Origin of the sequence: Streptomyces sp. NPDC007164, from assembly GCF_040634135.1 — a bacterium.
In the GTDB taxonomy this organism is placed as follows: Bacteria; Actinomycetota; Actinomycetes; order Streptomycetales; family Streptomycetaceae; genus Streptomyces; species Streptomyces sanglieri.
The window spans coordinates 162,795-184,869 of record NZ_JBEYFB010000009.1 but is presented as its reverse complement, the minus strand read 5'-3'; the positions used below and the strand labels follow the sequence as shown (position 1 = coordinate 184,869).

18 protein-coding genes are annotated in these 22,075 nt (G+C 70.2%); 7 read left to right on the top strand and 11 right to left on the bottom strand.

All coding sequences use genetic code 11. From position 1 onward, the window contains the following. Window positions 1–77 precede the first annotated feature (77 nt). The 3 genes from ABZ622_RS15450 to dusB all read right to left on the bottom strand — a co-directional run bounded on the left by ABZ622_RS15450 (window position 78) and on the right by dusB (window position 6,140). Window positions 78–1,052 carry a helix-turn-helix domain-containing protein gene (locus ABZ622_RS15450; protein ID WP_360543226.1) on the bottom strand — a complete coding sequence of 325 codons (975 nt, stop codon included), beginning with the start codon at window positions 1,050–1,052 and terminating at the stop codon, window positions 78–80. A 540-nt stretch (window positions 1,053–1,592) separates the two neighbouring features. Then, window positions 1,593–4,340 (bottom strand): pyruvate, phosphate dikinase, encoded by a 2,748-nt coding sequence (gene ppdK / locus ABZ622_RS15445; RefSeq protein WP_360543224.1) that lies wholly within the window; start codon window positions 4,338–4,340, stop codon window positions 1,593–1,595. 651 nt (window positions 4,341–4,991) lie between these two features. Continuing rightward, window positions 4,992–6,140: a tRNA dihydrouridine synthase DusB gene (gene dusB, locus ABZ622_RS15440; RefSeq protein WP_360543222.1), complete on the bottom strand. Its 1,149-nt coding sequence runs from the start codon at window positions 6,138–6,140 to the stop codon at window positions 4,992–4,994. 70 nt (window positions 6,141–6,210) lie between these two features. On the opposite strand from dusB, the gene ABZ622_RS15435 reads away from it, so the two are divergent. Then, entirely contained in the window at window positions 6,211–7,695 is a 1,485-nt protein-coding gene (locus ABZ622_RS15435; RefSeq protein ID WP_360543220.1) for an MFS transporter, read from the top strand. Here ABZ622_RS15435 and ABZ622_RS15430 read toward each other — a convergent pair. Next, a complete protein-coding gene (locus ABZ622_RS15430; protein ID WP_360543218.1) occupies window positions 7,668–8,585 on the bottom strand; it encodes a helix-turn-helix domain-containing protein in 918 nt (305 codons plus the stop codon). The genes ABZ622_RS15435 and ABZ622_RS15430 overlap by 28 nt on opposite strands. Window positions 8,586–8,734: 149 nt before the next feature. Between ABZ622_RS15430 and ABZ622_RS15425 the strand changes: the two genes are divergently transcribed. Then, a complete protein-coding gene (locus tag ABZ622_RS15425) occupies window positions 8,735–10,156 on the top strand; it encodes an MFS transporter (protein WP_360543293.1) in 1,422 nt (473 codons plus the stop codon). A gap of 89 nt (window positions 10,157–10,245) precedes the next feature. On the opposite strand, the gene ABZ622_RS15420 is transcribed toward ABZ622_RS15425, so the two are convergent. Together ABZ622_RS15420 and ABZ622_RS15415 are read right to left on the bottom strand one after the other, a co-directional pair. Beyond that, the gene (locus ABZ622_RS15420; RefSeq protein WP_360543216.1) at window positions 10,246–10,482 is read right to left on the bottom strand and encodes a DUF6243 family protein; all 237 of its coding nucleotides are present in this window, start codon (window positions 10,480–10,482) and stop codon (window positions 10,246–10,248) included. A 481-nt stretch (window positions 10,483–10,963) separates the two neighbouring features. Continuing rightward, complete coding sequence (locus ABZ622_RS15415; RefSeq protein ID WP_360543214.1) at window positions 10,964–12,346, bottom strand: glycine--tRNA ligase; 1,383 nt, start codon at window positions 12,344–12,346, stop codon at window positions 10,964–10,966. Between the two features lie 206 nt (window positions 12,347–12,552). Between ABZ622_RS15415 and ABZ622_RS15410 the strand changes: the two genes are divergently transcribed. The 4 genes from ABZ622_RS15410 to ABZ622_RS15395 all read left to right on the top strand — a co-directional run bounded on the left by ABZ622_RS15410 (window position 12,553) and on the right by ABZ622_RS15395 (window position 15,723). Then, entirely contained in the window at window positions 12,553–13,506 is a 954-nt protein-coding gene (locus tag ABZ622_RS15410) for a metal ABC transporter substrate-binding protein (protein ID WP_360543212.1), read from the top strand. Between the two features lie 38 nt (window positions 13,507–13,544). Continuing rightward, complete coding sequence (locus ABZ622_RS15405) at window positions 13,545–14,327, top strand: metal ABC transporter ATP-binding protein (protein ID WP_360543210.1); 783 nt, start codon at window positions 13,545–13,547, stop codon at window positions 14,325–14,327. Between the two features lie 2 nt (window positions 14,328–14,329). Next, the gene (locus ABZ622_RS15400; RefSeq protein ID WP_360543208.1) at window positions 14,330–15,223 is read left to right on the top strand and encodes a metal ABC transporter permease; all 894 of its coding nucleotides are present in this window, start codon (window positions 14,330–14,332) and stop codon (window positions 15,221–15,223) included. A gap of 65 nt (window positions 15,224–15,288) precedes the next feature. After that, window positions 15,289–15,723: a Fur family transcriptional regulator gene (locus ABZ622_RS15395; RefSeq protein ID WP_360543206.1), complete on the top strand. Its 435-nt coding sequence runs from the start codon at window positions 15,289–15,291 to the stop codon at window positions 15,721–15,723. Window positions 15,724–15,759: 36 nt separating this feature from the next. Here the strand turns inward: ABZ622_RS15395 and ABZ622_RS15390 are convergent, their stop codons facing one another. The 5 genes from ABZ622_RS15390 to leuA all read right to left on the bottom strand — a co-directional run bounded on the left by ABZ622_RS15390 (window position 15,760) and on the right by leuA (window position 20,701). Next, on the bottom strand, window positions 15,760–16,293 hold the full coding sequence (locus tag ABZ622_RS15390; RefSeq protein WP_360543204.1) for a YcxB family protein: 534 nt from the start codon (window positions 16,291–16,293) through the stop codon (window positions 15,760–15,762). A gap of 23 nt (window positions 16,294–16,316) precedes the next feature. Beyond that, on the bottom strand, window positions 16,317–17,141 hold the full coding sequence (locus ABZ622_RS15385) for an isoprenyl transferase (RefSeq protein WP_360543202.1): 825 nt from the start codon (window positions 17,139–17,141) through the stop codon (window positions 16,317–16,319). A 50-nt stretch (window positions 17,142–17,191) separates the two neighbouring features. Further along, entirely contained in the window at window positions 17,192–17,938 is a 747-nt protein-coding gene (recO, locus tag ABZ622_RS15380; RefSeq protein ID WP_266915942.1) for a DNA repair protein RecO, read from the bottom strand. Window positions 17,939–17,994: 56 nt separating this feature from the next. After that, complete coding sequence (locus tag ABZ622_RS15375) at window positions 17,995–18,672, bottom strand: TerB family tellurite resistance protein (RefSeq protein WP_360543291.1); 678 nt, start codon at window positions 18,670–18,672, stop codon at window positions 17,995–17,997. 241 nt (window positions 18,673–18,913) lie between these two features. Next, complete coding sequence (gene leuA, locus ABZ622_RS15370) at window positions 18,914–20,701, bottom strand: 2-isopropylmalate synthase (RefSeq protein ID WP_360543200.1); 1,788 nt, start codon at window positions 20,699–20,701, stop codon at window positions 18,914–18,916. A 295-nt stretch (window positions 20,702–20,996) separates the two neighbouring features. Here leuA and ABZ622_RS15365 point away from each other — a divergent pair, with 295 nt between their 5' ends. Next, window positions 20,997–22,073, top strand: a complete 1,077-nt coding sequence (locus tag ABZ622_RS15365) for a M4 family metallopeptidase (protein ID WP_360543198.1) — start codon at window positions 20,997–20,999, stop codon at window positions 22,071–22,073. The last annotated feature ends 2 nt before the right edge of the window (window positions 22,074–22,075 follow it).

Here is a 22,075-nt window from a genome sequence, read left to right as displayed (position 1 = left end):
ATCGCCGTCGGCGAAAGAACTTTCGCCGCCCCCAGCCTCCCCTCGCCGCCCGGTCCCGGCCACCCGGCCCCCCGCTCTCAGGACAGGGCGAGCGGGGCGCCGCCCCGGAGCAGCGAGCCGCCCAGCGGCGTCAGTGTGTGCAGGACCGAGCCGCCGTGGCGCAGGGTGTGTATCAGGCCCGCCTCGCGCAGCACACAGGCGTGCTGGCTCGCCGAGGCGAGGGACACCCCGGCCCGCAGTGCGAGCTCGCTGGTCGTGCAGCCGTTGCCGATGGCGCTCAGGACCGTCGAGCGGGTGTTGCCGAGGAGCCGGCCGAGCCAGGGGCCCGGTCCGGCGAAGACCGGGGCGCGGGAGTGGGTGACCGGGTAGACGAGGACCGGCGGGAGTCTCGGGTCGCGGTAGACGACCGGGGTGACGCGGCAGAAGAAGGACGGCTGGAGCAGCAGTCCCCGCCCGTCCAGGCGGACCTCCCGGTCGACGGGGTAGTCCGCCTCCAGCACGGGGGGCCGCCAGCGGATCATCGGCGGGAGGGAGGCGAGCAGTTCGTGCGCGCCGCCGTCCAGGAGGGCGCGGCCGCGGACGGCGCGGTCGGCCTCGACGCTGGCCCGGATGTGCGGCCAGTAGGGCTCGATGGCGGCGCGGTGGTAGGCGCGCAGCGCGTCGACGAGCCGGCCCGGCGCTTCGGTACGGCCGTCCGGGGAGCCGTACACGTCGCGGCGTTCGGCGCCGAGCAGGGCGAGTTCGGCCCGGACCCGGCCGGGCGGGGTCTCGCGCAATGCCTGCATTCCCGCGTCGATGCCGTACGGCTCGCCGCTTTCCTGAGAAGGCGTCAGGAAATCCGGGAAATAGCCGCGCGGTGGAATCACGGCGGACAGCAGACGTACTTCACCATTCAACCGAGGCCGGGTTTCCGTACGCCATTTCCCGAACACCGCGGAACCGCGCCGGTCCCGCAGCCGGTGGAAACTCAGAGCGGTTTCCCACAGCGCGTCGGGCCGGGTGGCCATCCGCAGCTTGGAAAGGTCCACTCCGGACATATGGATACGCAGCACCGGTCCCCCACCTGTTGCACCTGCAATCACCCCCACCCCAGGGTAGGTGATCCGTAACAGCACGTCACCACGGGGTTTCGGCCAGAGGTGAAACGCCTCGCACCCGCACGGCGTCACCCGAAAAGCTGTACGACGTCGGGTACGAATCCGGCACCACCGGAAGGGCGAGTGAAGGCCGTGGGGGGTTTTGCTGGCCCGGCGGCGGTGGATGCCGGTGCGGCTCCGTGCCCGACGGGGGTAACCCGGGTGCGGTCCATGGATGGGGATCCATGGACCGCATCCCGGTCCGTTCCCGGCCCGGCTCTTTGCGTATTGAACGAACTTTGCGTAATGCGCGAAGATGCGTAATGCGCAAAGAAAAGGCACAACGCCGCACAACGATTTTCCCCAGAACAGGACGGAACGGCGGCACCCCCGCACAGGGTGCCGCCGTCCTCGGGTGTTCCGGAGTTGCCGTCGGCCGGTGAGGGTCGCGCCCGGCCGACGGCGCTCCGGGTCAAAGGGTCAGGGAGTCAGGGAGTCACGGAGTCGGGTGCCCGGTCAGCGGCTGTCGCTGCCGGTCGAGCCCGCCGCCGCACGGCCCGCTTCGAGCCGGGCGACAGGGATGCGGAACGGGGAGCAGGAGACGTAGTCCAGACCCACCTCGTGGAAGAAGTGCACCGACTCCGGGTCTCCGCCGTGCTCGCCGCAGACGCCGAGCTTCAGGTCCGGGCGGGTGGCCCGGCCGGCCGCGACGGCGCTGCGGACCAGCGAGCCGACGCCGTCCTTGTCGATCGTCTCGAACGGCGACACCCCGAAGATGCCCTTCTCCAGGTACGCGGTGAAGAAGGACGCCTCCACGTCGTCGCGGGAGAAGCCCCAGACCGTCTGGGTCAGGTCGTTCGTGCCGAAGGAGAAGAACTGCGCGGCCTCGGCGATCTGGCCCGCGGTCAGCGCGGCGCGCGGCAGCTCGATCATCGTGCCGATGGTGAGCTTCAGCCGGGTGCCGGTGGCGGCCTCGACCTCGGCGATGACCTGGTCGGCCTCCTCGCGGACGATCTCCAGCTCCTGGACCGTGCCGACGAGCGGAATCATGATCTCCGCGCGCGGGTCGCCCTTGGCGTTCTTGCGCTCGGCCGCGGCCTCGGCGATCGCCCGTACCTGCATGGCGAACAGGCCGGGGATGACGAGCCCGAGGCGCACCCCGCGCAGGCCCAGCATCGGGTTCTGCTCGTGCAGCTTGTGCACGGCCTGGAGCAGGCGCAGGTCGTTCTCGTTGGCGTCCTTGCGGGACTCGGCGAGCGCGACCCGTACCGAGAGCTCGGTGATGTCGGGCAGGAACTCGTGCAGCGGCGGGTCGAGCAGCCGTACGGTGACGGGCAGTCCGTCCATCGCCTCGAACAGCTCGATGAAGTCGGCCTTCTGGAGCGGGAGCAGTTCCTCCAGCGCGGTCTCGCGCTCGGCGTCGGTGTCCGCGAGGATCAGCTTCTCGACCATCTCGCGGCGCTCGCCGAGGAACATGTGCTCGGTGCGGCACAGGCCGATGCCCTGGGCACCGAAACGGCGGGCCCGCAGCGCGTCCTCGGCGTTGTCGGCGTTGGCCCGCACCCGCAGCCGGCGTACCCGGTCCGCGTACGCCATGATCCGGTGCACGGCGGCGACCAGCTCGTCGGCGTCGTCGGCGCCGGCGTGCATCCGGCCCTCGAAGTACTCGACGACCGGCGACGGCACGACGGGGACCTCACCGAGGTACACCTTGCCGGTGGAGCCGTCGATGGAGACGACGTCGCCCTCCTCGATGACCCGGCCGCCCACCGTCATCCGGCGGCGCTTGGTGTCGACCTCCAGGTCCTCGGCGCCGCAGACACAGGTCTTGCCCATGCCGCGGGCGACGACGGCGGCGTGCGAGGTCTTGCCGCCGCGCGAGGTCAGGATGCCCTCGGCCGCGATCATGCCGTCGAGGTCGTCGGGGTTGGTCTCGCGGCGGATCAGGATGACCTTCTCGCCGGACCGGGACCACTTGACCGCGGTGTACGAGTCGAAGACGGCCTTGCCGACCGCGGCGCCCGGGGACGCCGCGATGCCGCGGCCCAGCAGCTCGGTCTTCGCGTCGTCGTCGAAGCGCGGGAACATCAGCTGCGCGAGCTGCGCGCCGTTGACCCGCTGGAGCGCCTCGGCCTCGTCGATGAGTCCCTGGTCGACGAGCTGGGTCGCGATCCGGAAGGCGGCACCGGCGGTGCGCTTGCCGACCCGGGTCTGGAGCATCCACAGCTGGCCGCGCTCGATGGTGAACTCGATGTCGCAGAGATCCTTGTAGTGGGTCTCCAGCGTCTCCATGATCTGCATCAGCTGGTCGTACGACTTCTTGTCGATCGACTCCAGCTCGGCGAGCGGCACCGTGTTGCGGATACCGGCGACGACGTCCTCGCCCTGCGCGTTCTGCAGGTAGTCGCCGTACACGCCCTGGTGGCCGCTGGCCGGGTCGCGGGTGAACGCGACGCCCGTGCCGGAGTCGGGGCCGAGGTTGCCGAAGACCATCGAGCAGACGTTGACGGCCGTGCCCAGGTCGCCGGGGATGCGCTCCTGGCGGCGGTAGAGCTTGGCCCGGTCGGTGTTCCACGAGTCGAAGACGGCCTTTATGGCCAGGTCCATCTGCTCGCGCGGGTCCTGCGGGAAGTCGCGTCCGGCGTCCCGCGCGACGATCTTCTTGAACTGCTTGACCAGCTTCTTCAGGTCGGCCGCGTCGAGGTCGACGTCGACGGTGACGCCCTTGGCCTCCTTCGCCGCCTCCAGCGCCTCCTCGAAGAGCTCGCCGTCGACGCCGAGGACGGTCTTGCCGAACATCTGGATGAGGCGGCGGTAGGAGTCCCACGCGAACCGCTCGTCGCCGGCCTGGGCGGTGAGACCGACCACGGACTCGTCGGAGAGGCCGATGTTGAGGACCGTGTCCATCATGCCGGGCATCGAGAACTTCGCGCCGGAGCGGACCGAGACCAGCAGCGGATCGTCGGCCTGGCCGAGCTTCTTGCCCATCCGCGCTTCGAGGGCGTCGAGATGTGCGCTGACCTCGGCGCGGAGCGCGGTCGGCTCCTCGCCGCTGTCCAGGTAGACCTTGCACGCCTCGGTGGTGATGGTGAATCCCGGAGGGACGGGAAGCCCGAGGTTGGTCATCTCGGCGAGGTTCGCGCCCTTGCCTCCGAGGAGGTCCTTCAGATCCTTGTTGCCCTCGGTGAAGTCATAAACGAACTTCTCGCCCTTGAGCTCCGGGGATTCCGGGGTGGCTACGTGGGGATCTTTGTTTTCCGACACGGGTCTCGACTCCTCGAGGACGCGGTGGCTGCCCTGACGGCGAGGAACATACCCAGATCGAAGGTGTCTGGGTACGTCCACTTGCGCGTCATGAGGCCTCAACCACCCGTCCGCCAGCAGATCGAAAGTGACGCGATCCGTAGCCCGATCGGCAACATTCATTCACTTCTTGAACGCAAAAACACCGAGAGCCATCAATACCCGCCATTCTGGTGACGCTATGCAGTGGAAGCGTCGATCGATCAAAGTGGAGGCCCTTGGCACCCAGTGCCATCATTTGAGAAATGCAGCTCGCAAAATTGCGCTCATCTGAGCGCGTCGACTCTCAGGGTGGCGAGAATCACTCTACGGTTGGCGCTCAGATGTCACCATCCGGACGCCCGTTCAGCAACTATCCGTCACTCGGTGATCACCAGTACGGAATCAGGGAGGGGTGGAGTCGCCGCGCGATGACCGTTTCCGGCTCGTTCGAGTCGTGTCCCGACCGAACCACCACCGATTCCGGCCGAATGCTGCGCTCACATGAGCGAGGCAAAAGAAGAGGCACGCGGTGCCTGTAGCGCCGCGTGCCCGAGAGCTGCCCCGAAGACCGGGCGGATCCCCTCAGAGTCTGCCGGGTGGCCTCTGACCGGGCGGCCACCCGGCAGGCTCTCAGCCGCCGGAGGTGTCCAGCTCCGCGTCCGGGCTCACGCCCGCGCAGTCGTACGGGTCCTTCAGCCAGCCGTCCGGCAGCACCACGCGGTTGTTGCCCGAGGTGCGCCCGCGCGGCCCGTCCGCGCCGTCCGGCCACGGCTGGTCCAGGTCCAGCTCCCGCAGCTGTCCGCCGAGCTCCTCCAGCGAGGAGGTGACCGCGAGCCTCTTGCGCATCTCCGAGCCGACCGAGAAGCCCTTGAGGTACCAGGCCACGTGCTTGCGGAAATCGATCACGCCGCGTGCCTCGTCGCCGATCCACTCCCCCAGCAGCGTCGCGTGCCGCAGCATCACGTCGGCGACCTCGCGGAGCCCCGGCGCCTGCCGCGTCCCGCTGCCCTCGAACTCGCTCACCAGGTCGCCGAAGAGCCAGGGACGGCCCAGGCAGCCCCGGCCCACGACCACACCGTCGCAGCCGGTCTCGCGCATCATCCGGCGGGCGTCGTCCGCGCACCAGATGTCGCCGTTGCCGAGGACCGGAATCTCCGGGACGTGCTCCTTCAGGCGCGCGATGGCGTCCCAGTCGGCGGTGCCGCCGTAGTGCTGGGCGGCCGTCCTGCCGTGCAGGGCGACGGCCGTGACGCCCTCCTCGACCGCGATCCGGCCCGCGTCCAGGTAGGTCATGTGGTCGTCGTCGATGCCCTTGCGCATCTTGATGGTGACCGGCAGATCACCCGCGTTGGAGACCGCCTGATTGAGGATCGCGCGCAGCAGCGGCCGCTTGTACGGGAGCGCCGAGCCACCGCCCTTGCGGGTCACCTTGGGGACCGGGCAGCCGAAGTTCAGGTCGATGTGGTCGGCGAGGTTCTCGTCGACGATCATGCGGACGGCCTTGCCGACGGTGACCGGGTCCACTCCGTACAGCTGGATCGAGCGCGGGGTCTCGCTCGCGTCGAAGTGGACCAGCTGCATGGTCTTCTCGTTGCGCTCGACCAGCGCCCGCGTGGTGATCATCTCACTGACGAACAGCCCCTTGCCGCCGGAGAACTCCCGGCACAGGGTGCGGAACGGGGCGTTGGTGATGCCGGCCATGGGGGCGAGCACCACCGGCGGCTGCACGGTGTGCGGGCCGATCCGGAGCAGCGGGAGCGAGGGGGCGAGCGTGGTCATTGCTCCATTGTCGCGTACGGAGCACGGCTCCCCGGCAGCGGAGTTCGTTAGTTAACCGTACTATCCATGTATGTCCGAGCTCAGCCACCGCCGCCGGCAGTTGGTACTGGCGATCTGCTGCATGAGTCTGCTGATCGTCAGTCTCGACAACACCGTGCTCAATGTCGCCCTCCCTTCCATGCAGAAGGAACTGCACGCCACCGTCGCGGGCATGCAGTGGACGATCGACGCATACACCCTCGTACTGGCCTCGCTGCTGATGCTCGCGGGCTCCACCGCCGACCGGATCGGGCGCCGGAAGATCTTCAAGATCGGGCTCGTCCTGTTCACCCTCGGTTCGCTGCTCTGCTCCGTGGCGCCGAACCTGGAGTCGCTGGTGGCGTTCCGGATGGTGCAGGCGGTGGGCGGTTCGATGCTCAACCCGGTCGCGATGTCGATCATCACCAACACCTTCACCGACCCGCGCGAGCGGGCCCGCGCCATCGGGGTGTGGGGCGGTGTCGTCGGCATCTCCATGGCGGCGGGACCGGTGGTCGGCGGGCTGCTGGTGGACTCGGTGGGCTGGCGGTCGATCTTCTGGATCAATCTGCCGGTCGGCCTCGCCGCGCTCCTGCTCACCTGGCGCTACGTCCCCGAGTCCCGCGCCCCGAAGCCGCGCCGCCCCGACCCGGTGGGGCAGCTGCTGGTGATGGCGCTGCTCGGTTCACTGACGTACGCGATCATCGAGGCGCCCTCGGCCGGGTGGACCTCGGCACGCATCCTGGCCTTCGCGGCGCTCGCCGCGTGCTCGCTCATCGGCCTGCTGCTGTACGAGTCCCGGCGGGCCGAGCCCCTGATCGATCTGCGGTTCTTCCACAGCGCCCCGTTCAGCGGTGCCACCGTCATAGCGGTCTGCGCCTTCGCCGCGCTGAGCGGGTTCCTCTTCCTCAACACCCTGTACCTGCAGAACGTGCGCGGGCTGAGCGCGCTGCACGCCGGTCTGTACATGCTGCCGATGGCCGCCCTGACCTTCGTCTGCGCACCGCTGTCCGGGCGGCTCGTCGGCAGCCGCGGCCCCCGGCTCTCGCTGCTCGTGGCGGGTGTGGCCATGACGGCGTGCGGGCTGCTGTTCGCCGCGTTCGACGCGGAGACGGACAACGTCCTGCTGTTCACCGGCTATGTGCTGTTCGGCCTCGGCTTCGGCATGGTGAACGCGCCGATCACCAACACGGCCGTCTCCGGGATGCCCCGCTCGCAGGCCGGGGTGGCGGCCGCGGTGGCCTCGACCAGCCGGCAGATCGGCGGGACGCTCGGGGTCGCCGTGATCGGTGCGGTGCTGGCGGCCGGGGTGGCCGGCACCGGGTCGCCGCGCGGCGCCGCCTACGCCGAGGCCTTCGTGGACGCGAGCAAGCCCGCCTGGTGGATCCTCGCCGGGTGCGGGCTGTGCGTCCTGCTGGTGGGGGCGCTGACCAGCGGGCGCTGGGCGCGGGAGACGGCGCGCCGGACGGCCGAGCGGCTGGAGCGGCCGGCGGACGTCCCGGCCGGGGATCAGGCGTCGGCGGGCTCCAGGGCCTGAAGCCGCTCCAGGCGCTCCCTGGTCTCCTCGTCGGCGGGCGCGTACGTCACCATCCGCGGCCCGCGCGACGGGCCGAGCCACAGGTCGGTGTGTTCGACGCGGAGCAGTCCGACGCGGGCGTTGCGGAAGACCTTCGTCCGGCTGCCCGCGCCGACCACCTCGTGCCGGGCCCAGATCTCCCGGAACTCCGCGGACGACTCCTCCAGCCGCCCCAGGAGCGACTTCCAGGCGGGCTCGGCCAGGTGCTCGGCCATCGCCCCGCGGAACTTGGCGGCCATCAGCCGGAGCACCCCGGGGAGGTCGACGACGGAGGAGCGCCACTGCGCGTTGGTGTAGGCGAGGATCATGCAGTTGCGGTCCTCGGGGGCGACCGCCTCCAGGTCGCAGAGCAGTCTGCCGTAGGTCCGGTTGTACGCGAGGATGTCGTAGCGGCTGTTCTGGATGCAGGCCGGGATGGGGTCCAGCTGCCGCAGCATCTCGCGCAGCCCCGGGGTCACGCTCGGGCAGTCCGCGTCAGGTGACGGGTCGATGGCGCCGGCGAGCGAGAAGAGGTGGCCGCGCTCGCTGCGGTCGAGCAGCAGGGCGCGGGCCAGCGCGTCGAGCACCTGGGGCGAGACCTGGATGTCGCGGGCCTGTTCCAGCCAGGTGTACCAGGTGACGCCCACGGCGGAGAGCTGGGCGACCTCCTCGCGGCGCAGGCCGGGGGTGCGCCTGCGGCGGCCCCGGGGCAGGCCGACCTGTTCGGGGGTGATGCGCTCGCGGCGGCTGCGCAGGAAGTCCGCGAGTTCGTGCCGCCGGACATCGGGCTCGAAGGGCCCGCCGCGCCCCTGGGCCGGCGGAACCCCGGGTACCACGCGCACCTCGGGCAGTTCGCTCGCCATCGTCGCCATGCCTCCAGCCTGCCGAACTGCCCGGCGCTCTGCCAGGTGCTCCTTGTACCAGGATAAAGACACTCTGGTACCAGGCTGACAAGGCCGCGATTCTCGATGGCGTGAGTGAATCAACTGTACGGACGCAACCATCCGCCACCGCCGACGCCGTGGTGCGGCACGACCACCCCGCTCCGGTGCTCGGCGCGCTCGGACTGTTCACCGTGCTGCTCGGTGCGGCGCTGCCGCTCATCGACTTCTTCATCGTGAACGTCGCCCTGCCGACGATCGACCACGATCTGGCCGCGGGCCCCGCCCTGCTCGAACTGGTCGTCGCGGGCTACGGCCTCTCCTACGCCGTGCTGCTCGTCCTCGGCGGCCGGCTCGGCGACATGGCCGGGCGGCGCCGGCTCTTCCTGCTGGGCATGGCCGCCTTCGGGGTCACCTCGCTCGCCTGCGGCCTCGCCCCGGACGCCTGGACGCTGGTGGCGGCGCGGGTGGCACAGGGCGCCGCGGCCGCGCTGATGCTGCCGCAGGTGCTCGCGACCATCCAGGCGGCCACCTCGGGCCACCGGCGGGCCCGTGCGATGGGCCTGTACGGGGCGACGGCCGGGCTCTCCATGGTCGCGGGCCAGATCCTCGGCGGTGTCCTCGTCGCCGCCGCGCCGCTGTCGTCGGTGTTCGGCGAGAGCGCGGGCTGGCGGTCGGTGTTCCTGGTGAACGTTCCGGTGGCGGCGGTGGGGCTGGTGCTGGCCGCCCGGGTCGTGCCGGAGACCCGCTCCGAGCGGCCCGCGCCGGTCGACGTACCGGGCACGCTGCTGCTGACCGTGTCGCTGGTGACGCTGCTCGCCCCGCTGACCGAGGGGCGGGCCGCGGGCTGGCCGGTGTGGACCTGGGTCTCGCTGGCCCTGTTCCCGTTCGCCGGTTACGCCTTCTACCGGGTGGAGCGGCGGGCCGACCGTCGTGGGCTGACCCCGCTGGTGCCGCCGAGTCTGCTGCGGCTGGAGTCGCTGCGCCGCGGGCTGGCGCTGGTGGTGCCGTTCTCGATCGGCTTCGGCGGCTTCATGTTCGTCATCGCGGTGGCCCTCCAGCAGGGGCTGGCACTGGGTCCGGCCGCGGCCGGGCTGTCGATGGCGCCGATGGCGGCGGCGTTCTTCGTGGCGTCGCTGGCCGGTCCGCGGCTGATCCTGCGGTACGGCAGCCGGGTCGTGACGGCCGGCGGGCTGATCCAGGCGACGGGGGTGCTGGTGCTGGCGATCACCGTGTGGCGCGAGTGGTCCGGTCTCGGGGCGCTGGGACTGCTGCCGGGGGTCGCGATCGCGGGGTTCGGGCAGGGGCTCCAGCTGCCCGTCCTGTTCCGGATCGTGCTCTCCGACGTACCGGCCGCGCGGGCCGGGGTGGGCGGCGGGGTGATGACGACGACCCAGCAGGCCGCGCTGGCCCTCGGGGTCGCCACGCTCGGCACGCTGTTCCTCGCCCTGGTCCCGGGCGCCGGAATGCGGGACGCGCTGGCCGTGACGCTGCTGGTGCAGCTGGCCGCGGTGGTGCTGACGACGCTGCTGAGCCTGCGGCTGCCGCGCAGGGTGGCGTGAGCGCGGGGCGGACACGGGGCGCGGACACGGACGTGGGCCCGGATCACGGGGTGATCCGGGCCCACGGTCGTACGGGTGGTGAGGAGGTGTCAGCTCTGGGCCGGGGCGTCCTGCCCGGACGCGTCCGCGGCGCCGTCCGCCGGGGCCGCCTCGGGGGCGGTGCCGGACTGGGCACGCTCGCGCATCCTGCGCAGCAGCTCCTGCTTCTGGTCGGCCGCCGCCTTGCGGTCGGTGTCGCGGGCGGCGCCCGCGCCCTGCTGATCGGCGCGGGACAGCTTCTTGCGCTGTCCGCCCACACCGAGAAGGTTGTTACGGCTCTTGGCCACGGCGTTCTCCGGTTCGTAGTGCGAAGTGAGGTCTCAGGCGACCTGGAAGGGGTCCGGTGGGCGGCGGGTGGTCGAACCCGCCGCGCTCTCACTCGTAGATCTGGAAGAACGAAGACATGCCGGAACCGTACCCCGGTCCGGCGCGCACCCGCACCGGCTTTTGGGCCCGGGGCCCGCGCCGGGTGCTCGGGCGGACGGGTCGGCCGTCGCCCGACGGGCCTCGGCCAGGTGCTCCCCGGCCTTGAGCCGGGGCAGGAACCCCACCCGTTCGCCCCGGCCGCAGGTGTCGCGGCTCAGCCGCCGCCGCACCCCCGGCTTCCGCACATGGGCGGTGTGTTCACCGGCCCTTCCGGTCCCATCGGGTGACCCTGCTGCTGGTCATTGACGGCATCGGACCTCCTGGGTGGGGGTGCCCGGTGCGAGCGACGAAGCCCCCGGTTCCGTACGGGGAACCGGGGGCTTCGTCGGTGCGGTCGATACGTCAGCAGCCGAGCAGACGGGCGCCGAGGTAGGCCTGGATCTGGTCCAGGGAGACGCGCTCCTGCTTCATGGTGTCGCGCTCGCGCACGGTCACCGCGTTGTCGTCGAGGGTGTCGAAGTCGACGGTGACGCAGAACGGCGTACCGATCTCGTCCTGACGGCGGTAGCGGCGGCCGATGGCGCCCGCGTCGTCGAACTCGATGTTCCAGTTCTTGCGCAGGTCGGCCGCGAGGCCCTTGGCCTTCGGCGACAGCTGCGGGTTGCGGGACAGCGGCAGGACGGCGACCTTGACCGGCGCCAGGCGCGGGTCGAGACGCATCACGGTGCGCTTCTCCATGACGCCCTTGGCGTTGGGCGCCTCGTCCTCGATGTAGGCGTCGAGGAGGAAGGCGAGCATCGCGCGGCCGACACCGGCCGCCGGCTCGATGACGTACGGGGTCCAGCGCTCACCGGCCTCCTGGTCGAAGAACACCAGGTCGGTGCCCGAGGCCTTGGAGTGCGCCTTGAGGTCGTAGTCCGTGCGGTTGGCGACGCCCTCCAGCTCACCCCACCCGCTGCCGCCGAAGCGGAAGCGGTACTCGATGTCGGCGGTGCGCTTGGAGTAGTGGGAGAGCTTCTCCGCCGGGTGCTCGTACCAGCGCATGTTCTCCTCGCGCATGCCGAGGCCCGTGTACCAGCTCCAGCGCTGGTCCATCCAGTACTGCTGCCACTCCTCGTCGTCGCCCGGCTTGACGAAGAACTCCATCTCCATCTGCTCGAACTCGCGGGTGCGGAAGATGAAGTTGCCCGGCGTGATCTCGTTCCGGAACGACTTGCCCATCTGGGCGATGCCGAACGGCGGCTTCTTGCGCGAGGTCTGCAGCACCTGGCCGAAGTTGGTGAAGATGCCCTGGGCGGTCTCGGGACGCAGATACGCGACCGAGCCGGAGTCCTGGGTCGGGCCGAGGTGGGTGGAGAGCAGGCCCGAGAACTGCTTGGGCTCGGTGAAGGTGCCCTTGTTGCCGCAGTTGGGGCAGTTGAGCTCGGTCAGGCCGTTCGCGGGAGCGTGACCGTGCTTCTCCTCGTACGCCTCCTCCAGGTGGTCGGCGCGGAAGCGCTTGTGGCAGGAGGTGCACTCGGTCAGCGGGTCGGTGAACGTGGCGACGTGGCCGGAGGCGGACCAGACCTCGGGGGCGAGGATGACCGACGAGTCGAGACCGACCACGTCCTCGCGCGAGGTGACCATGTAGCGCCACCACTGGCGCTTGAGGTTCTCCTTCATCTCGACACCCAGCGGCCCGTAGTCCCAGGCGGCGCGCTGACCGCCGTAGATCTCACTGCACGGGTAGACGAAGCCACGGCGCTTGCTCAGGCTGACGATGGAGTCGATCTTGTCGGCGGCCACGGTGCTCTCTTCATTGCGACGAAATGGGACAGGGGCGGCGCGAAGCGCCTCAGTGGGGGGGTGGTGATCCGGAGACGGGCGGGCGAATGCCTCAGATTACCGGCGGGCACGGCCCTTGGATCAAATCGGTATCGGCGCCGTCGGCCCGAAAGTCATCTCATAAGCCTTGTTGACAATCGTTTCCAGTTTTGTTGAAAATGACTGTCATGAACGTCAGCCGCCTCATACCCACCGCCGCGGTCGCCGGAGCAGTCGCCCTCGGCCTCACCGCGCTCACCGCCTGCTCCTCCTCGGACACCGCGGACCACAAGAACGGCGACAAACTGGACGTGGTGGCCTCGTTCTATCCGATGCAGTTCCTGGCCGAGCAGATAGGCGGGGAACACGTCTCCGTCACCACGCTGACCAAGCCGGGCGTCGAGCCGCACGACCTGGAGCTCAGCCCGCGGCAGATCGGCGGGCTCACCGACGCCGACTACATCCTGTACCTCAAGGGCATCCAGCCCGCCGTGGACGACGCCATCGGGCAGTCCGGCGCGAAGGACGCCGTCGACGCCGCGAAGCTCACCACGCTGGAGGACCACGGCACCGAGGCCGGCGGCGAGGAGCACGGCCACGAGCACCACGGCGACGAGGCCGGCGCCGACCCCCACATCTGGCTGGACCCGGTGAAGTACGCCGAGGTCGCCAAGGGCGTGGGCGCCTCCCTGGAGAAGTCCGACCCCGGCCACGCCGCGGACTACCGGAAGAACACGGACACGCTGGTCGGCAAGCTCGACGCGCTGGACAAGGCGTACGCGGACGGCCTGAAGAACACCGCCACCAAGACGTTCATCACCACCCACTCCGCCTTCGGGTACCTCGCCGAGCGCTACGGCCTCACCCAGGAGGGCATCGCCGGCGTCGACCCCGAGGCCGAGCCCAGCCCCGCCCGGATCAGCGAGATCCACACCATCGCGAAGAAGGACCGGGCCACCACCGTGTTCTTCGAGACGCTCGCCAGCGACCGGACGGCGAAGACCCTCGCCAAGGACACCGGCCTGAAGACCGACGTCCTGGACCCGCTCGAAGGCATCACGCCCAAGTCCAAGGGCGCCGACTACATCGAGGTCATGCGGTCCAACCTCGCCGCCCTGCAGAAGGCGCTCGGCGCGAAGTGACCCTCGTACCCCCCGCCACAGCAGCATCGGAGGCGCACATGCCCGAGACCGGGAGCACCACGACCGACCCCGTGATAGCCGTGCGGGGCGCCACCGCCACCCTCGGCGCGCGTCCGGTGCTGCGCGGCATCGACCTGACCGTCCACCGCGGCGAGGTCGCCGCCCTGCTCGGCGCCAACGGCTCGGGCAAGTCGACCGCCGTACGCTCCGTCATCGGCCAGGTCCCGCTCACCGGCGGCTCCGTCGAGCTGTTCGGCACCCCGCTGCGCCGCTTCCGCTCCTGGGCGCGGATCGGCTACGTGCCCCAGCGCACCACGGCGGCCGGCGGCGTCCCCGCCACGATCCGCGAGGTCGTCACCTCCGGGCGGCTGTCCCGTACGAAGCTGGGCCTGCTCCGCAGGGCCGACCGGGCGGCCGTCGACCGGGCCATCGAGCTCGTCGGCCTCACCGACCGGGCCGGGGACTCGGTGAACGCCCTCTCCGGCGGACAGCACCAGCGGGTGCTGATCGCCCGCGCGCTGGCCGCCGAACCCGAGCTGCTGATCATGGACGAGCCGATGGCCGGCGTCGACCTGGCCAGCCAGGAGATCCTCGCCACGACCCTGCGCGAGCAGGTCGCGGCCGGCACCACGGTGCTGCTCGTACTGCACGAGCTCGGCCCGCTGGAGCCGCTGATCGACCGCGCGATCGTGCTGCGCGACGGCTGTGTGATGCACGACGGGCCGCCGCCGAAGGCCCTGGGCCAGCACGCGCTGCCCGGACACGACCACGTACACCCCCACGCGGCCTCCGAGCCCGTCCGGACGGGACTGCTGAGCTGATCATGGAATTCCTCGACCCTCCCTTCATGCAGCGGGCCCTGCTCGCCGCCGTGCTCGTCGGCGTCATCGCGCCCTCCGTCGGCATCTACCTCGTCCAGCGCCGCCAGGCCCTGATGGGCGACGGCATCGGCCACATCGCGATGACCGGTGTCGGCCTCGGCTTCCTGCTCTCCACCAGCCCGGTCTGGATGGCCACGGCGGTCGCCGTCGCCGGTGCCGTCGTGATGGAACTGATCCGCTGGTACGGACGCACCCGCGGCGACATCGCGCTGGCCATGCTGTTCTACGGCGGTATGGCGGGCGGTGTGCTGCTGATCAACCTCTCCGACACCGGCTCCAACGCCAACCTCACCTCGTACCTCTTCGGCTCCCTTTCCACGGTCTCCTCCGAGGACATCACCTCGATCTGCGTGCTGGCCGCCTTCGTGCTGCTGGTGACGCTGGGGCTGCGCCGCCAGCTGTTCGCGGTCAGCCAGGACGAGGAGTTCGCCCGGGTCACCGGGCTGCCGGTGCGCGCGCTGAACCTGCTGGTCGCCGTGACGGCGGCGGTGACCGTCACCGTCGCGATGCGGGTCGTCGGGCTGCTGCTGGTCAGCGCCCTGATGGTGGTGCCGGTCGCGGCCGCGCAGCAGATTTCCCGGTCCTTCAAGGTGACGTTCGTGCTGTCGGTCGTCATCGGTACGGCGGTGACCCTGGCCGGCACCGTCACCTCGTACTACCAGGACGTCCCGCCCGGCGCGACGATCGTGCTGCTGGCCATCGCGGTCTTCGTCGCCCTGACGCTGCTGGCGGCCCCGCTGGCCAGAAGCCGCGCCCGCCGGAGCGAAGCGGCCTCCGAGGAGTGCACCCTGGAAGTACCGGCCACCCGTCCGGCCCCGGACGGGCTCCAGGTCTGACCGTGCCGCCCGGACGGGCTGGCACAATGGCCCGACACACGTACGGGCGACACGAGGAGGCTGCTGTGGCGACGGCGCCGATCAGTGGAACGAACGCGGCTCCGGTACGCGGCCGGTCGACCCGGCAGCGGGCGGCGGTGGCGGCGGCGCTCGACGAGGTGGACGAGTTCCGCAGCGCCCAGGAGCTGCACGACGTACTCAAACACCGCGGCGACTCGGTCGGGCTCACCACCGTCTACCGCACCCTCCAGTCCCTCGCCGACGCCGGCGAGGTCGACGTGCTGCGCACCACGGAGGGCGAGTCCGTGTACCGCCGCTGCTCGACCGGCGACCACCATCACCACCTGGTGTGCCGGATGTGCGGCAAGGCCGTGGAGGTCGAGGGGCCCGCGGTGGAGCAGTGGGCGGAGACGATCGCCACCCAGCACGGGTATGTGAACGTCGCCCATACGGTGGAGATCTTCGGCACCTGCGCGGAGTGCGCGAGCGCGAAGGAATGACGGTCCGGGGGCGGCGCCCCCGGACCCCTGCCCGTCTCAGAGCCTTCGTATGTTGCGGTCGAGCACACTGCGCAGCCGGTCGAGGTCGTCCGGCCCGCGCACACCGCGCTTGGGCAGCACGGTGACCCCGGTGGCCTGCTTGTCACCGCTGAACAGCACGAAGAGCTGCGGAGTCTCCCGGTAGCGGGGCACCATCGCCCAGTTGACGGTCGTGGCGCTGTGGTCCGTGACCACCTGTATGCCGGTCTCGCGCACCACCGTGCGGCAGGTGCCCTGGCGCTCGGCGAACCGGTACAACTGCCGGGCCTGGAGCCAGGGCGTCAGGATCACGGACACCATCACGAAGACGAGCCCCACCCAGACGGGCGCACCCGGGCCGTGCCGGCCGCTCGCGATCGTGATGCCCATCAGCACGGCCAGCGCCGGCATCAGGATCAGCAGCTTGCGCTGCATACGGCCACTCCTACTGATCTTCGCGCGGGCGTTCAGCGCCTCCGCGAAGTCGGCCGTGGTCGGCTGGTACTCCAGCTCGACCACGGCCCCTTCCAGTTCCCACCCCTGAGTTGTCATGGGGCGGAATCGTAATGGCAGGGTCAGACGGCCGGCTCGGCGGTACCCGCCTCCACCGCACCGCCGAAGCGCCGGTCCCGCTGGGCGAATTCCAGACAGGCCCGCCACAGGTCACGGCGGTCGAAGTCCGGCCAGAGCACGTCCTGGAAGACCATCTCGGCGTAGGCGCTCTGCCAGATCAGGTAGTTGGACGTGCGCTGCTCGCCGCTGGGGCGGACGAAGAGGTCGACGTCCGGCATGTCCGGGTAGTAGATGTACTTCGCGAAGGTCTTCTCGTTGACCTTGGACGGGTCGAGCTTCCCGGCCGCGACGTCCTGCGCGATGCGCTGCGCAGCGTCGGCGATCTCGGCCCGGCCGCCGTAGTTGACGCAGAAGTACAGCGTCATCCGGTCGTTGTCCTTGGTCTGCTCCTGGGCGACCTGGAGCTCCTGGACCACGGACTTCCACAGCTTGGGCATGCGGCCGACCCAGCGGATGCGGATGCCCAGTTCGTCCATCTCGTCGCGGCGGCGGCGGATCACGTCCCGGTTGAAGTTCATCAGGAACTTCACCTCTTCCGGCGACCGCTTCCAGTTCTCGGTGGAGAACGCGTACAGCGAGAGGTTCTTCACGCCCATCTCGATGCAGCCCTTGAGCACGTCCATGACGACGCCCTCGCCGACCTTGTGGCCCTCGGTGCGCGGAAGGCCGCGCTCCTTGGCCCAGCGGCCGTTGCCGTCCATCACGACGGCCACGTGCTTGGGCACCAGCTCGCCGGGGAACTTCGGGGGCGTGGCACCGGAGGGGTGCGGCTCCGGGGTCTTGTAGTCGCGCCGGTTACGGCCGCCGAGCATCCCGCGTACTGCCATGAACTGTCTCGCTCCCTGTGCCAGATCTGCCTGTGCTTGATGTGCCCGTGTCACTTCTCTACGTACCGCAGTGAGCGCAGCCCGCGCTCCAGATGCCAGTGCAGATAGGCGGACACCAGTCCGCTCCCCTCCCTGACATGACGCGCCTCGCACGCGTCCGCCGTCTCCCAGTCGCCGCTGAGCAGTGCGCTCAGCAGTGTGACGGCCTCAGCCGAGGGTACGACGCTGCCGGGCACCCGGCAGTCGCCGCATATGACGCCGCCCGCCGCGACCGAGAAGAACCGGTTCGGCCCGGACATTCCGCACTTGGCGCAGTCCTCGAAGCTGGGTGCGTAGCCGTTGACGGCCAGCGAGCGCAGCAGGAACGCGTCGAGGATGAGATGCGGCTCGTGTTCGCCGCGGGCGAGGGTGCGCAGCCCGCCGACAAGCAGCAGGTACTGCTGGACCGCAGGTTCGCCCTCGTGGTCGGTGAACCGCTCGGCGGTCTCCAGCATCGCGGTGCCGGCGGTGTAGCGGGCGTAGTCGGTGACGATGCCGCCACCGTACGGAGCGATCGTCTCGCTCTGGGTGCAGAGCGGCAGCCCGCGGCCGACCAGCTCGCTGCCCCGGGCGAAGAACTGCACGTCGACGTGGGAGAAGGGTTCCAGTCGCGCCCCGAACTTGGACTTCGTGCGGCGCACCCCGCGCGCGACGGCGCGCACCCGGCCGTGGCCGCGGGTCAGGATCGTGATGATCCGGTCGGCCTCGCCCAGCTTCTGCGTGCGCAGCACCACGCCGTCGTCCCGGAACAAGCTCATGCGTCCATTGTCCGGTACGGGGACGGCTCGGTGGGCCCGCCCCCGCAGGCGGCCGGTCAGGAAGGCGTGCGCGCCGCCTCGGCGAGCAGCCGGGCGGTGTCCTGGGCGCAGAGCTGGAGCGCGCCGCCGACCGTGGTCAGCACCTCGCGCTCCGCCTGTCCGTACGGGCCGTCGGCGAGCGCGATCCTGGCGCCCTGGAGCAGAATCGATTCGCGTCCGGCGGGGGCCAGGTGCGGGGCGAGGGGTTCCAGCGCCTCGTGCAGTTCGATGGCGAGGGCCGCTCCGCAGGCATCGGCCGCGGGGTCGAAGGCGGAGCCGTGGCCGGTGTCGACGGCGAGGACCTCCACGACGGTGCAGAGCTGTTCCTCGGTGCAGTCGTCGAACCCGGCGCCGCGCACGATGGCGGCCGCGGTCTCCAGCACGGTGCGGGAGGTGGTGCCGCCGGCCGCGAGGACGCCGAGCGCGACGGTGTGGACGGCGTCCCGGAGCATGGCGGAGAGCCGGGTGGTGGTGGGGTGGTCGAGGGCGTCGGTGCCGAAGTGCTCGCGGCAGGCGGCGCATTCGACGACCGGGCCGACGGTGCCGCGCCGGAGCATCGGCACGCCGAGCACCGTGAAGCGCCGACGGCCGGTGAGCCTGCGGTAGTTGCGGTCGCCGCCGCAGCCGGGGCAGAAGAACTCCCCGTCGCCGACGGGATCCCAGACGGTGCGGATGCCGCAGATGCGCAGCTTCATGGCGCGTTGTCCCAGGGCCGACCGCACGTCGCACACCTCCGTAACTCCCCCCGTGGCCCCAAGGGCACGGGAGGTGCACCCTCCGGCAACATTGCCGTGTGAACGTGATGTTAACCACAGTCGCGATGTGGCGTCAGTACCTCGCCCGCCACAACCGCCCGGAGATGGCCGAACCCCGCCCCCCGGAAGCGGGTGGACGGGGTCTTCGGCCGTGCGGCTGAGCGCCCTCGCGGGCGCCGGATCAGCGGGTGGCGCGGTTGACCGCGGAGACGACCGCCTTCAGCGAGGCCCGGGTGGTGTTGGCGTCGATGCCGATGCCCCACAGGACCTTGCCGTCGATCGCGCACTCGATGTACGAGGCGGCCTGGGAGCTGGCGCCCTCGCTCATGGTGTGCTCGGTGTAGTCCAGCAGCCGGGCGTCGATGCCGATGGCCTGCAGCGCTTCGAAGAACGCGGAGATCGGCCCGTTGCCGGTACCGGTCAGCACGGTGTCCGCGCCGTCCACGGTCGCCTCGACGGTGATCGTGTCCTTGCCGTCGGAGCCGGTCGTGGTCTGGCCGGTGCGGATCTGTACGCGGCCCCAGGCGTTCTCCGGGTTCGGCAGGTACTCGTCGCGGAACGTGGACCAGATCTGCGTCGGCGTGACCTCGCCGCCCTCGGCATCCGTCTTGGCCTGAATGATCCGGGAGAATTCGATCTGCATCCGGCGCGGCAGGTCCAGCTTGTGGTCGTTCTTCAGGACATAGGCGATTCCACCCTTGCCGGACTGCGAGTTGACCCGGATGACGGCCTCGTAGCTGCGGCCGACGTCCTTGGGGTCGATCGGCAGGTACGGCACCGCCCACTCGATGTCGTCGACCGTCTTGCCCCGGGCGGCCGCGTCGGCCTCCATGGCGTCGAAGCCCTTCTTGATGGCGTCCTGGTGGGAGCCGGAGAAGGCGGTGTAGACCAGGTCGCCCGCGTAGGGGTGGCGCGGGTGGACCTCCATCTGGTTGCAGTACTCGCTGGTGCGGCGGATCTCGTCGATCTGCGAGAAGTCGATCTGCGGGTCGACGCCCTGCGAGAACAGGTTCATGCCCAGGGTGACCAGGTCGACGTTGCCGGTGCGCTCGCCCTGGCCGAACAGGCAGCCCTCGATCCGGTCCGCGCCGGCCATGACGGCCAGCTCGGCGGCGGCGACGGCGGTGCCGCGGTCGTTGTGCGGGTGGACCGACAGGCAGATGTACTCGCGGCGCGACAGGTTGCGCGACATCCACTCGAACCGGTCCGCGTGTGTGGACGGCGTCGAACGCTCCACGGTGGCGGGCAGGTTGAGGATGATCTCGCGCCCCTCCTCCGGCTGCCAGACGTCGCAGACCGCCTCGCAGACCTCCAGGGCGAAGTCCAGCTCGGTGTCGGTGAAGATCTCGGGGCTGTACTGGTAGCCGAAGGTCGTCTCCGGGCCCAGCAGCTTCTCCGCGTACTCCATGACCAGCCGGGTGCCGTCCACGGCGATCTGCTTGATGTCGTCCTTGGAGCCGCGGAAGACGACCCGGCGGAAGGTGGGCGCCGTCGCGTTGTACAGGTGCACGGTGGCGCGGTGGGCGCCGACGACGGACTCGACGGTGCGCTCGATCAGGTCCTCACGGGCCTGCGTCAGGACGGAGATCGTCACGTCCTCGGGGATCGCGCCCTCTTCGATGATGGAGCGGACGAACGCGAAGTCGGTCTCGCCCGAGGACGGGAAGCCGACCTCGATCTCCTTGTAGCCCATGCGTACGAGCAGATCGAACATCTCGCGCTTGCGGGCCGGCGACATCGGGTCGATCAGGGCCTGGTTGCCGTCACGCAGATCGGTGGAGAGCCAGCGGGGCGCGACCGTGATCCGGTTGTCCGGCCAGGTGCGGTCGGGGATCTCGACGGCCTCGTAGCTGCCGTACTTGTGGATCGGCATCCCGGACGGCTTCTGCAGCCGAGTCGCGTTGGTGACCGGCGTCGGGCGGCCGACAGCGGTTCCAGCGGGGGACTGAGCGGGATTTGCGGCGGTCATGGCGTACGGCTCCTCGGGGTCCAACCAGGTGGGACGGCCGACTGTGTCGCTGCAACACCAGACTCCGCGGGGAGGGGGTCGGCCTACGACTACAGGCCCTCGCCGCGGCAGCTAAGAAGAAGCAGCCCGAAACGCATGATGCGACGAGACTAACCGAGAGGTGCCTGATGCGTCGGTCCCGTATCAGTATGCGGGACCGGGCGCAGGAAACGCCCAACCGTGATCGATCACTCCATTTCGTCAATCCTGATCGCAACCAGTGACAACGCCGTTACCTGGTGCCACAGTCGGCTGCATGCACCCTCAGTCTCAGCACGGGTTCCAGCCCGTCTTCTGCACGATCGTGCCGCCTCATGTCCTCGACAAGCTGTCGCAGTCCGACAACCCCGATCTCGCCGGGCCCTCCCGTCGCACCCTGGAGGGCGACGCGGCCCGCCGCACCCGCCGCCAGATGGCCACGGTCGTCACCGTCCCCGTCGCCCCAGCGTCCGACGAAGAGGCGTCCGACAAGCCCGAGCGCGTCCTGTACGACTGCCGCAACGGCACACAGCTGCCCGGCACCAAGGTCCGTGCCGAGGGCCAGGAGCCGACGCAGGACGCGAGCGTCAACCGCGCGTACGCGGGCCTCGGTGCCACCTTCGAACTGCTGCTCAAGGCGTACGGCCGCCGTTCGATCGACGGCAACGGACTGCCGCTGATCGGCTCCGTGCACTACGACGAGAAGTACAACAACGCCTTCTTCGACGGCGAGCAGATGGTCTTCGGCGACGGGGACGGCGAGATCTTCCTGGACTTCACCGTCGCCATCGACGTGATCGGTCACGAGCTGACCCACGGCCTGACCCAGTACACCGCCAATCTGAGCTACTACGGCCAGTCCGGCGCGCTCAACGAATCCATGTCCGACGTCTTCGGCTCCCTGGTCAAGCAGTACACGCTGGGCCAGAGCGCCGACCAGGCGGACTGGCTGATCGGCGCCGGGCTGCTCGCGCCCAGCGTCCAGGGCGTCGCGCTGCGCTCGATGAAGGTGCCGGGCACGGCGTACGACGACGACGTGCTGGGCAAGGACCCGCAGCCCGCGAAGATGGAGGACTACGTCCACACCAGCGAGGACAACGGCGGGGTGCACATCAACTCGGGCATTCCGAACCGCGCGTTCTATCTGCTGGCGACGGCGCTCGGCGGCAATGCGTGGGAGCGGGCCGGGCAACTCTGGTTCGATGTGCTCACAGGTGGTCAACTGGCCGTGGACGCGGACTTCGCGGACTTCGCCCGGCTGACGGTCGCCGCCGCCCGCAGCCGCTTCGGCGAGGGCGACGAGGCCGAGGCCGTCCTGAAGGCGTGGTCGGAAGTGGGCGTACCGACCGCATAACG